Origin of the sequence: Paenibacillus mucilaginosus 3016 (assembly GCF_000250655.1) — a bacterium.
Lineage (GTDB): Bacteria > Bacillota > Bacilli > Paenibacillales > NBRC-103111 > Paenibacillus_G > Paenibacillus_G mucilaginosus.
This window is the reverse complement of record NC_016935.1, coordinates 6,136,886-6,149,176: the sequence shown is the minus strand read 5'-3', so window position 1 is coordinate 6,149,176 and position 12,291 is coordinate 6,136,886. Positions and strand designations below refer to the sequence as shown.

Sequence of the window (12,291 nt, the reverse complement as noted above, 5' to 3'; positions counted from 1 at the left end):
GGTGGACCGCGGAGCTGCAAAGACAATGGAGGAATGGTCCTTGAAGCAGCGGATAGTCACTGGAATAGCGGCGGGACTCGGGTTTCTGCTGCTCCTGTATCTGGGCGGTTCCTGGTATACGGGACTGATTCTGATTCTCGCCCTGATCGGGTATGACGAGTTTTTACGAATGAACGGCCTCAAACAGGGCAGGGCGCTCCCTTTCATCGGCTATCTCGGCGTGTTCGCCCTGATTGTCCCTTGGGGTCATACGGGAATATCGCTGACCCAGCTGGTCTGGATGGCCATGTTCGTGTTTATGGCGGCCACGGTGATCTCCAAGAACCGGATCACGATCGATCACGTGGCGATGGCTTTCGTCGGCATGGTATATGTCGGAATCGGCTTTCATTATATGGTGCAGACGCGCAACGGTCCGGAGGACGGTCTGTTCTGGACGCTGCTTGTCTTCTTGTGCATCTGGTCTACGGATTCCGGTGCCTACTTCATCGGCTCGCAGGTGGGCAAAACCCCGTTGTGGCCGACAATCTCACCGAAGAAGTCGGTGGAAGGGGCGCTCGGCGGTGTTGTCGTCTCCATCATCGTGGCGATGATCTTCGCTTGGCTCCGTCCGGAGCTCCTCTCCTTCCCTAAGGCGGCCTGGATCGGGCTGCTGATTGCGGTGGTCGGGCAGCTTGGAGATTTGATCCAATCGGCCTACAAGCGGGTGAAGGGGATCAAGGATACCGGCAGCCTGCTGCCGGGGCATGGCGGCGTTCTCGACCGGACCGACTCCTGGCTTATCGTATTTCCGTTCCTGCAGATTCTATCCCTTATTCCGCACATCTAGCTGCAGGATTCCTGCTAGCTCTAAGCATACAGAGGTGAACTCCTTTTGAAGAAGATCAGTATTCTGGGCTCGACCGGATCGATCGGCACCCAGACGCTTGATGTAGTATCGCATTACCCGGAGCTGTATTCGGTGGAAGGGTTGGCGGGCGGCCACAATCTGCCCCTGCTGCAGCAGCAGATCGAACGCTTCCGGCCTCGGAAGGTGTCGGTAGCCACCCCGGAGCTGGCGCAGGAGCTTGCACGACAGGTGCCGGCAGGCGTGCAGGTGTATTCCGGACCGGAAGGGCTGACCGAGATTGCGGCCGGCACCGACGCGGAGCTGGTGGTTACCGCCGTAGTCGGAAGCCAGGGGCTTCACCCGACGCTCGCGGCGATCGAGGCCGGCAAGCACATCGGTCTTGCCAATAAGGAGACGCTGGTGAGCGGCGGGCATCTGGTGACGGAGGCGGCACGGCGCAAGGGTGTCAGCCTGCTGCCGATCGACAGCGAGCATTCGGCGATTTTCCAGTGCCTGAACGGGGAATCGATGGAAGACATACATAAAATCACCCTGACGGCATCGGGCGGCTCGTTCCGTGACCGCACTCGCGAACAGCTCGTCGGTGTCACGGTGCAGGATGCGCTGAACCATCCGAACTGGTCGATGGGCGCGAAGGTGACGATCGACTCGGCCACCATGGTGAACAAGGGGCTTGAGGTCATGGAAGCGCACTGGCTGTTCGGGCTCTCATATGACCGGATTGACGTGCTGATCCATCCGGAGAGCATCATCCACTCCTTCGTGGAATTCGAGGATTACAGCATCATCGCCCAGCTGGGCATGCCGGATATGCGGGTGCCGATCCAGTACGCGCTGACGTATCCCCGGAGGATGAAGACGCCTTCGGAGAGGCTGCGCCTGTCCGAGATCGGGCGGCTGAACTTCCGGGCGATGGACTTTGACCGGTTCCCCTGCCTGCGGATGGCTTATGACAGCGGACGTGCGGGGGGCTCGATGCCTACCGTCTTTAACGCGGCCAACGAGGTTGCGGTGGAACGCTTCCTGCAGGGGGAAATTGCATTCCTTGATATCGAACGGATTATCGAGGAGGCCATGAGCCGGCACGACACCATCCCGGATCCGGATCTGGATACCATCACGGAGATCGACCAGTGGCCAGAGAGACGGCTCGCGGAGCGGCCAGACGGTAGGCTGGGCTTTGAGGGAAGACATTTTTTGGCTGCGGTGAACATATATGTTCGTAGGCAGACATGCATGGGGCAGGGGAAGCGGCAGGAGGCAGGGGGCCTGGAGGTCTTGCCCGGCTGCGGGTAGACGGACGGCCGATCGGCCGGGATCCAAAGAACCTTCTCCGCAGGCGCGGGGGCGTTTGCTTGTATTCCCTTCGGCAATAATGTTAATCTTATGATAAAACAGCCCATGAGCTTTCATTACGAACATAGGTGTTTAAGGAGGCCGCATACGCATTGGCTACGCTGCAGAACGTTTTCCAAATTGTGCTCTTGTTTTTTGTTCTCGTGACGATTCATGAATGGGGACATTTTTATTTCGCCCAGCGGGCGGGCATTCTGGTCCGCGAATTCGCGATCGGCTTCGGCCCCAAGCTGATCTCCTTCAAGCGGAAGGAGACTCGTTATACGCTTCGTCTGCTCCCGATCGGCGGCTTCGTCCGTATGGCCGGGGAAGATCCGGAGATCGTGCAGATCAATCCGGGGCAGCGCATCGCGGTCAAACTAAGCGGCAGCCAGGTGACCCACATTTATGTCAGTGACCTGGAACACCGTACGGGCGCCGTGGAAGGCGTAGTGGAAGAGATCGACCTGGAACGGAAGCTCTTCGTGCGGCTCGATGTGGACGGTGCGGTGGAGCGGTACGCGATCCACCCGCAGGCCATGCTCGTGAACAAAGAGACCGAGACGCAGATTGCGCCATGGGACCGCCAGTTCGGCAGCAAGACCGTAGGCCAGCGGGCACTGTCCATCTTTGCTGGGCCGCTCATGAACTTCATTCTTGCTTTCGTGCTCTTCGTCTCGGTCGTCTTCATGATCGGTGTGCCGACCGGCCGCGTAATGATTCAGGATGCCGTTGCGGGGTCCGCCGCAGAGAAAGCGGGCCTGCAGTCCGGTGATATCGTCATCTCCGTTAATGGAGAGGATCTCGGTTCGAACCGAGACCGCATCCGGGAGCTCGTGCAGAATTCGGCGAACAAGCCGATGGACTGGGTGATCGAGCGCGGCGGGGTGCAGGTGACCAAGCAGGTGACCCCGGTACTGGACAAAGACGGCGTATTCCGCGTTGGTGTAACGAATACGCTTGAGACGCGTCCGACCCGCTTTGTGGAAGGGATTGTGGAGGGAGGCAAAAACCTGATCTCCGCATCTACCCTTATTCTGGACGGGTTCGGCAAGCTGGCCACGCTGCAGGTGAAAATGGACGACCTCGGCGGACCCGTGCGGATTGTCGAGTTTACGAGCGAGCAGGCCAGCGCCGGCATCCCGCAGTACGTCTCTTGGACGGCCATCATGAGCCTTTATCTCGGTCTGTTCAATTTGCTGCCGATTCCGGCGCTCGACGGAAGCCGCCTGGTCTTCCTGGGTCTGGAGGCGCTGCGCGGCAAGCCGATTGATCCGAGCCGCGAGAGCATGGTGCACTTTGTCGGCTTCGCGATGCTGATGCTGCTGATGATAGCCGTAACGTATAACGATATTTTGCGGCTGATTAATGGATAAGAACTGGTTGTCGTAGGGGGAAAACGGTAATGGCTAAGGAAAAGCAGGACAAACAATTCGTGAAGGAGATCACGCCGCAGGGCGAAGATTTCTCACGCTGGTATATTGATGTAATCAAAAAAGCGGACCTCATGAGCTACTCGCCGGTCCGCGGCTGTATCGTATTCAAGCCGGACGGCTACGAGATCTGGGAGAACATCCAGAAGGAGCTTGACCGCCGGTTCAAGGAGACGGGACACCGCAACGCGTACTTCCCGATGTTCATTCCGGAGAGCTTCTTCCAGAAGGAGAAGGAGCACGTCGAAGGCTTCAACCCCGAGCTGCCATGGGTGACCGAGGCAGGCGGCGAGAAGCTCGAAGAGCGTCTGGCGATCCGCCCGACGTCCGAGACGATGATCGGGCATATGTATTCCGAGTGGATCAATTCGTACCGCGACCTGCCGGTGCTCATCAACCAGTGGGCGAACGTCGTCCGCTGGGAGAAACGCACGCAGCCGTTCCTGCGGACAAGTGAGTTCCTGTGGCAGGAAGGCCACACGGCGCACGAGGACGAAGCGGATGCCCGCAAGGAAACGATGCAGATGCTCGAGATCTACCGTGACTTTGCCGAGAACTATCTCGCCATTCCGGTGATCATGGGCCAGAAGACGCCTTCGGAGAAGTTCGCGGGTGCCGTGGACACGTACTCCATCGAAGCGATGATGAAGGACGGCAAAGCCGTACAGGCCGGTACCTCCCACTACCTGGGCACGAATTTTGCCGTAGCCTTCGATATCAAGTATCTGGACCGCGAGAACACGCACCAGTTCTGCCACACGACCTCCTGGGGCGTCAGTACCCGCCTGATCGGCGCGCTGATCATGGTCCACGGGGATGACCGCGGGCTGGCACTGCCTCCGAAGATCGCTCCGACACAGGTCGTCATGATCCCGATCGGACCTCCGAAGACCCGCGAAGCGGTCGTCGGCCGGGTGGACGAGCTGTACAGCCAGCTGAAGGCCGCCGGCGTACGCGCCAAAGTGGACGACAACCCGGACCAAAGCCCGGGCTGGAAGTTCAACGAGTACGAAATGCGCGGCGTGCCGATCCGCGTCGAGCTTGGTCCGCGTGACATGGAGAACGGACAGGTGGTTCTCGTCTCCCGGATCACGGGCGAGAAGCGGATCGTCCAGCAGGACCAATTCGTGGAAGAGGTCCAAAAGCTGTTGACGGAAACCCATCAGGAAATGTATGATCGAGCCAAGCGGTTCCGCGACGAGAACATGACCGAAGCGGACACGGTAGATGAGCTGAAGACCTTCCTTGACGGCAAGCGCGGCTTTGCCCTCTCGGGCTGGTGCGGCTCCGCCGCCTGCGAAGCCCAGGTCAAGGAAGAGACCGGCGCAACGAGCCGGAACATTCCGTTCGAAGCTCCGGCGAAGCCGAAGTGCCTCGTGTGCGGCGAACCTTCCAAGCATACCGTTGTCTTCGGACGCGCTTATTAATCCGAGCGTCGTCTGCCTCAGTTTTCTTTTGAGTGTGGATCTTGACTTGTCTCAACGAGCCCGGACACGAAGTAGATTTGCTTACAACTACATCACGCAGTGTAATTAGACGTTTTGTTTTTTGAAGGTTTGGCGGGCAGGCGTACCACTCGGTGGCTGACCCAGGACAAGCACGGCTGCGGAAAGTTTACGGCCGCCTTTGAATTCAAGCTGCTTCCTATCTCATTCATCATTGGGGCAGCTTGATTTCAACAGCGGTGGAGCAGCCGTGCTTGTCCGCCCGCAGCACGAACGTTCTGCCTCCAAATCCTTCAAACCTCAAAACGACTAACCTTTTGTTACATAAGGGCAGGGGATCTCTCATCCTTATGCCCTTTATTGTTTTTCATGGGGGAGGGGCAGCATGACCAGCAGTACGGCGCAGAAGCGGGACCGGTTCGAGATGCTGATGCATCAGGCCGGGGTGCCGAACGATGTCGTTCATCAGTTTTTCAGCGACGGATATATCGACAGGGTAGAGACGAGCCGCAGGAACCGGGAATGGATGTTTTATATCGTCAAAACCAAGGTCATTCCGCAAGACGTATACCGATCCTTCTGCAAGATGATCCGCGACAAGTTTTCGCATATTGCGAACATCCGTTTCGTCCTGCAGTATACCCCGGACGTGTCGGTCGAAGAGGTAGCGCACGAATACTGGACGATGTTCATCGAATGGGTTCAGCGGGAGCATCCGTCGATCAACGGGTGGATGACCAAAGCGAAGATCGATGTGAAAGGCACCAACCTGACGCTCCATTTGCTGGACACGATCGGCATGGAGCTGGCGAAGAAGAAGGATATCGGCGGACTCATTCAAACTTATTTTTCCAATTTTTTGGTGTGCAGCTGCACGTGAAATATACGGTGGATCAGGCGCGGGAGGAAGTATTCGAGAAATTCGCGCAGCAGATCATCGAGGAACAGAGAGAAGTCACATCCGTCATCATGACAAGCGTGGAGCCGGAGGAATCGCAGGAGCCGGAGCCGGAAGGCGAGGTCAAGCTCATGGTCGGCTACGATATCAAAGAGCCTGCCGTGCCTCTGCAGAATGTGAGAGACGAAGAAAAGAAAGTCGTGGTGCAGGGCTCCGTGTTCGGGGTCGAAGTCAAAGAGCTGCGAAACGGCAGCACCCTGTTCACCTTCAATATAACGGACTTCTCGGATTCCATCATGGTCAAGGCGTTCGCCAAGACCAAGGAGGACGTGAGGATCTACAGCCTGATCAAGAACGGCACGTGGCTGAAGCTCAAGGGGAAGGTCGAGTACGACCGGTTCATGCAGATTCCGGAGCTTGTCATGATTCCGTCCGACGTGAACGAAATTTCCGCTCCGCCCGACCGCAAGGACGATGCGGCGGAGAAGCGCGTCGAGTTCCATCTGCATACGACGATGAGCACCATGGACGGCATTACGCCGATCGACCAGTACATCAAGATGGCCGCCAAGTGGGGCCATAAGGCGATCGCCGTTACCGACCACAGCGGGGTGCAGAGCTTCCCGGAAGCGAACAAGGCGGCGAAGAAGAACGGTATCAAGATGATCTACGGTGTGGAAGCCAACGTAGTGGATGATTCGGTCAAGGTGGTTCATAACGCGACCGAGATTCCTCTGGCCGATGCGGAGTACATCGTATTTGATATCGAGACCACGGGTCTGTCGGTCACGAGCAACAAGATCATCGAGATCGCCGGGGTGAGGATGAAAGAAGGCAAGGAGATCGACCGGTTCAGCACCTTCGTCGATCCCCACGAACGGATTCCGTACAACATCCAGCAGCTCACGAACATTACGGACGAGATGGTCCGCGGGGCGCCGACGATCGAAGAGGTGCTGCCGCAGTTCGTGGAGTTTATCGGAGACAGCGTGCTCGTCGCGCACAATGCGCGGTTCGATATCGGCTTCATCCAGGCGAACTGCAAACGGCTCGGCCTTCCGGAAGTAAAGAATCCGGTGCTCGATACGCTGGAGCTCGCGAGGCTGCTCATGCCGACGCTGAAGAATCACCGGCTGAATACTTTGGCCGATAAGTTCAAGGTTTCGCTCGAGAACCATCACCGCGCGATCGACGACTCCATCGCACTCGGCTACGTGCTGTTCCACCTGCTGAAGGATGCCGCCGAAGTCGGCTACACGCAGCTGCACCAGCTGAACGATCAGGTCGGCAAAAACTTGACGACCCAGCGTCCGTTTCACTGCTGCATTTATGCGAAGAACATGGTCGGCAAGAAGAATCTGTACACCCTCGTGTCGCTTTCGCATACGGAGTATTTTCACCGGGTGGCCTGCATTCCGAAGAGCAAGCTGATGGAGATGCGCGAGGGCCTTATCATCGCCTCCGGCTGCGAGAAGGGCGAATTCTTCGAAACCGTGCTGAACAAGTCGGTGGAGGAAGCCGAGAGCGTGGCGGAATTCTACGATGTGCTGGAGATCCAGCCGACGTGCGTCAACATGCACCTGGTCGAGAAAGGGCTCGTGGGCAGCCCGGTGCAGCTGGAGGATGCGAACCGGACGATCATCGAGATCGGGCGCAAGCTCGGCAAGCCGGTGATTGCGACGGGCAACGTGCATTATCTGCATCCGCGGGATAAGATCTCCCGGGATATTACGATCAACGGCATTACGGGCTTCTCTCCGCTGAAGGATATCCGCAAGCCGGACGTGCACTTCCGGACGACGAAGGAGATGCTCGCCGAATTCGACTACCTTGGCAAGGAGACGGCCTTCGAGGTCGTCGTCAAGAATACGTCGGAGCTGGCTGACCGGTTCGAGGAGCTGGAGCTGTTCCCGGATAAGCTGTTTACGCCGATCATCGAGGGTGCCGATGACGAGATCCGCAATACCTGCTATGAGACGGCCCGCCAGCTGTACGGGGAGCCGATTCCCGAAGTGGTCACCGCGCGTCTGGAGAAGGAGCTCGTGCCGATCATCAAGTACGGCTTCTCGGCGAACTACCTGATCTCCGAGCGGCTCGTCAAAAAGTCCAACGCGGACGGGTATCTCGTAGGTTCCCGGGGCTCCGTCGGCTCGTCCGTCGTAGCGACCTTCCTCGGCATCTCCGAGGTCAACCCGCTGCCGCCGCACTATACATGCCGCTCCTGCAAGTTCAGCGAATGGATCCTTGACGGCTCGATCCCTTCGGGCTTCGACCTGCCGGACAAGGACTGCCCGCAGTGCGGGGAGAAGCTGAAGGGCGAAGGGCAGGATATCCCGTTCGAGACGTTCCTCGGCTTCAAGGGGGACAAGGTTCCCGATATCGACTTGAACTTCTCCGGGGAATACCAGCCGCATGCGCATAACTATACGAAAGAGATTTTCGGGGAGAAAAACGTATTCCGTGCGGGAACGATCGGTACCATCGCGGAGAAGACCGCCTACGGGATGGTCAAGAAATACGAGGAGAGCCAGGGCAAGTCGTGGCGGGGCGCGGAAGTGAACCGGCTGGCCCTGGGCTGCACGGGCGTCAAGCGGAGCACGGGGCAGCACCCGGGCGGGATCGTCGTCGTACCGGATTACATCGATGTCGACGACATCACACCGGTGCAGTTTCCGGCCGACGACAAGACCTCCGAGTGGAAGACGACGCACTTTGACTATCACGCCTTCGATGCGAACCTGCTCAAGCTCGATATCCTCGGTCACGATGATCCGACGATGATGAGGATGCTGCAGGATCTCACCGGCGTGGATCCGACAACGATCCCGATGAACGATCCGAAGGTCATGAGCATGTTCAACTCGGTGGATGCGCTCGGCGTGCGGCCCGATCAGATCCGGACGCCGGTGGCGACGTACGGGATTCCGGAGATGGGGACGAGGTTCGTCCGCCAGATGCTGGAAGAAGCCAGACCGTCGAGCTTTGCCGACCTGCTGCAGATCTCGGGACTGTCCCACGGAACGGGGGTATGGCTCGGCAACGCCCAGGAGCTGATCAAGAAGGGCATCTGTACGATCAAGACCGTAATCGGGTGCCGTGACGATATCATGCTGTATCTGATCTACAAGGCGGGTATGGATGCGAGCCTCGCGTTCAAAATCACGGAGAGCGTGCGTAAGGGTAAGGGGCTGACCCCCGAGTGGAAGGAAGAGATGAAGCGCTGCAAGGTGCCGGCCTGGTACATCGATTCGTGCGAGAAGATCGAGTACATGTTCCCGAAGGCGCACGCCTCGGCTTACGTTATCTCGGCCGTGCGGACCGCCTACTTCAAGCTGTACCACCCGATTGCGTTCTACGCGACGTACTTCTCCGTCCGGGCTTCGGACTTCGAGCTCGAGACGCTCTGCCAGGGCTATGACGCCATCCTGCGCCGGCTCATCGAGATCGAAGACAAGGGCTTCCAGGCGCTGCCGAAGGAGAAGAATATGATCTCCATTCTCGAGATGGCTCTCGAGATGACGGCACGCGGGTTTTCCTTCAAGCCGATCGATCTGTATAAATCCGATGCGACGAAGTTCCTGATCGAAGGCGATTCGCTCATTCCTCCGTTTGCGGCGCTGGCCGGGATCGGGGAGAACGCCGCCAAGAGCATCGCTGCGGCGAAGGACGAGGGGCCGTTCCTCTCGATCGAGGACTTCCAGCGGCGCAGCAAGGCTTCCAAAACGATCGTCGAGCTGCTCGCCGGCATGAACTGCTTCCGCGGGCTGCCGGAATCGAACCAGCTGTCCCTGTTCTAGGCGGTATGAACTTATCCTATACTTGGTTATAATCAAAGTATCCGAAAGGCCCGCCGCCCGGCGGTTTCCGGTGCGGTTGCGCTAGGCACAGAGCTATGGTATAATCTTCTATGGTAGCAATGTAATATCTCGTGACCAAAGAGTGGGGAAACCCACTCTTTACATTTTGTATAGGCTCTAAGCGGTACAGCCCCGGTATGACGGACGCGCTTTGCCAGGCATGATAGGAGGAAAAGTAGCCTTGAGCACACAAATCAAATCCACCGTGGAAGAACTCGTTCGTCCGTTTCTGGACGACAACGGATTTGAGCTGGTCGACATCGAGTATGTAAAAGAGGGCGGCAACTGGTTTCTGCGGGTGTATGTGGACAAGGAAGGCGGCATCGATATCGATGACTGCACCCGGGTCACCGAATACCTCAGTGCCAAGCTGGATGAGAAAGACCCGATTCCGGACGCCTACTTCCTGGAAATTTCTTCCCCCGGCGCGGAACGCCCCTTGAAGAAAACCCAGGATTACCACAAAGCCGTGGGCGAGCATGTGTTTATTACTACATACGAGCCGGTGAACGGGCTGAAGGAATTCGAGGGTACGCTGACCTCCTTTGACGAGCAGACGGTAGTGGTTACCGTAGGCAAGAAGGAGCACAGCATTCCGTTCGCCAAAGTGGCCAGCGCTCGCTTGGCCATCCTATTCTAGGATCCGTTCGGAGCAAGTGCGAACGGTTCGTATTTTATGAGAGGGGGAACTCCATTCAAATGAACATGGATTTTATCGAAGCGTTGAATGAAATTGAGAGAGAGAAAGGCATCGCGAAGGAGATACTGATCGATGCCATTGAAGCGGCGCTGATCTCGAGCTATAAACGCAATTTCAACACGGCGCAGAATGTGCGTGTTGATATTAACCGCCATACCGGGTTAATTAAAGTATATGCGCGCAAGACCGTTGTCGACGATGTGCTGGACCCGCGCCTTGAGATCTCCCTGCCGGCAGCCAGAGAGATCAGCCAGAACTACCAGCTCGACGATATTGTGGAGATCGAAGTCACGCCGCGCGACTTTGGCCGGATCGCGGCCCAGACGGCCAAGCAGGTCGTGACCCAGCGGATCCGCGAGGCGGAGCGGGGACTGATCTACAACGCGTATGTCGACAAGGAAGAAGACATCGTGAACGGAATCGTGCAGCGCCAAGACCAGCGCAACCTGTATATCGACCTGGGCAAGATCGAAGCGGCGATGCCGCTGAGCGAGCTCATGCCGACCGACAAGTTCAAGCACGGCGACCGTGTCAAAGCCTACATTACGAAGGTGGAGAACACGACCAAGGGGCCGCAGATCATTCTCTCGCGCACCCATCCCGGCCTGCTCAAGCGTCTCTTCGAACTTGAGGTGCCGGAGATTTTCCAAGGCGTGGTCGAGATCCGTTCGGTAGCCCGGGAAGCCGGCTTCCGCTCGAAGATCGCAGTTCACTCCCGCAACCCCGAAGTCGATCCGGTCGGCTCCTGTGTCGGCCCGAAAGGCATGCGGGTGCAGACCATCGTAAGCGAGCTCAAGGGCGAGAAGATCGATATCGTGCGCTGGATGGAGAGCGTGGAAGAGTATGTGGCCAATGCGCTGAGCCCTTCCAAGGTGCTTGAAGTCCAGGTGTTCGAAGCCGAGAAGATGGCGCGTGTCATCGTGCCGGACTACCAGCTGTCGCTGGCGATCGGGATCAAAGGCCAGAATGCCCGCCTTGCGGCGAAGCTCACGGGCTGGAAGATCGATATCAAGAGCGAGACGCAGGCGGAGCAGGAATTCGGCCGCGAGCGTACGTATACCGAAGAAATGCATCAGGATTCGGTCAGCATCGACTAGCCTGTCCTAAGGCTGGCGTTCGTTACGGAAAGGGGGAGAGCCGGATGAAACCCAGAAAGATACCTTTGCGCAAGTGCGTTGCCTGCAACCAGAGCATGCCCAAGAAGGAATTAATCCGGGTCGTCAAGACCCCGGATGACGTGCTGCTGATTGACCTGACGGGCAAGAAGGCGGGGCGCGGGGCCTACCTGTGCGGCAAGCAGTCCTGCTTCAAGCTTGCGAAGAAGTCACGCGCGTTTGACCGCGCCCTCAAGACGCCTGTCTCTCCGGACATCTACGATGCGCTGGAGCAGGATTTCATTAAAGTGGAAGACGAGTTTATTGCCGGTAAAGAAGCGGTGGATGATGAGCATGACGACGAATAACAAATTTTTCAATAATTTGGGTCTAGCTATGCGGGCCGGCAAAGTGATAACCGGTGAGGACATGGTCATTGAATCGGTCCGTCACGGGGAAGCGAAGCTGGTCATCATCGCCGAAGACGCCTCTGCGGGGACCTATAAGAAAGTAAACGATAAATGCAGCTATTATCAAGTACCTCTTCATCAGTTTGGACGTAGGGAGCAGCTTGGAGCAAGCATCGGCAAGGAGGCCAGGGTTGTCCTCGCCGTCACCGATGCGGGATTTGCGCGCATGTTGTTGAAACAGTAGGAAAACGTTTCGGAGGTGGACAGTA

Annotated in this window: 8 protein-coding genes and 1 pseudogene; all 9 read left to right on the top strand. The window is 57.6% G+C overall.

Translation table 11 applies throughout. The features are described from left to right. The first annotated feature begins 40 nt into the window (after positions 1-40). The 9 genes and pseudogenes from PM3016_RS25090 (at position 41) to PM3016_RS25050 (ending at position 12,266) form a co-directional block, all read left to right on the top strand. Entirely contained in the window at positions 41-829 is a 789-nt protein-coding gene (locus PM3016_RS25090; protein WP_014371406.1) for a phosphatidate cytidylyltransferase, read from the top strand. 45 nt (positions 830-874) lie between these two features. Further along, a complete protein-coding gene (locus tag PM3016_RS25085; protein ID WP_014371405.1) occupies positions 875-2,146 on the top strand; it encodes a 1-deoxy-D-xylulose-5-phosphate reductoisomerase in 1,272 nt (423 codons plus the stop codon). A gap of 152 nt (positions 2,147-2,298) precedes the next feature. Continuing rightward, on the top strand, positions 2,299-3,561 hold the full coding sequence (rseP, locus tag PM3016_RS25080; RefSeq protein ID WP_013919455.1) for an RIP metalloprotease RseP: 1,263 nt from the start codon (positions 2,299-2,301) through the stop codon (positions 3,559-3,561). 29 nt (positions 3,562-3,590) lie between these two features. Beyond that, entirely contained in the window at positions 3,591-5,045 is a 1,455-nt protein-coding gene (gene proS / locus PM3016_RS25075) for a proline--tRNA ligase (protein ID WP_013919454.1), read from the top strand. 403 nt (positions 5,046-5,448) lie between these two features. Next, positions 5,449-9,758, top strand: a pseudogene (locus tag PM3016_RS25070) (PolC-type DNA polymerase III). A 241-nt stretch (positions 9,759-9,999) separates the two neighbouring features. After that, entirely contained in the window at positions 10,000-10,458 is a 459-nt protein-coding gene (rimP, locus tag PM3016_RS25065; protein ID WP_013919451.1) for a ribosome maturation factor RimP, read from the top strand. Between the two features lie 59 nt (positions 10,459-10,517). Then, on the top strand, positions 10,518-11,615 hold the full coding sequence (gene nusA, locus PM3016_RS25060) for a transcription termination factor NusA (protein ID WP_013919450.1): 1,098 nt from the start codon (positions 10,518-10,520) through the stop codon (positions 11,613-11,615). A 44-nt stretch (positions 11,616-11,659) separates the two neighbouring features. Continuing rightward, positions 11,660-11,980 carry an RNase P modulator RnpM gene (rnpM, locus tag PM3016_RS25055; protein WP_014371404.1) on the top strand — a complete coding sequence of 107 codons (321 nt, stop codon included), beginning with the start codon at positions 11,660-11,662 and terminating at the stop codon, positions 11,978-11,980. Further along, complete coding sequence (locus PM3016_RS25050) at positions 11,967-12,266, top strand: YlxQ family RNA-binding protein (RefSeq protein ID WP_013919448.1); 300 nt, start codon at positions 11,967-11,969, stop codon at positions 12,264-12,266. Before rnpM ends, PM3016_RS25050 begins: the two co-directional genes overlap by 14 nt. Positions 12,267-12,291 lie beyond the last annotated feature (25 nt).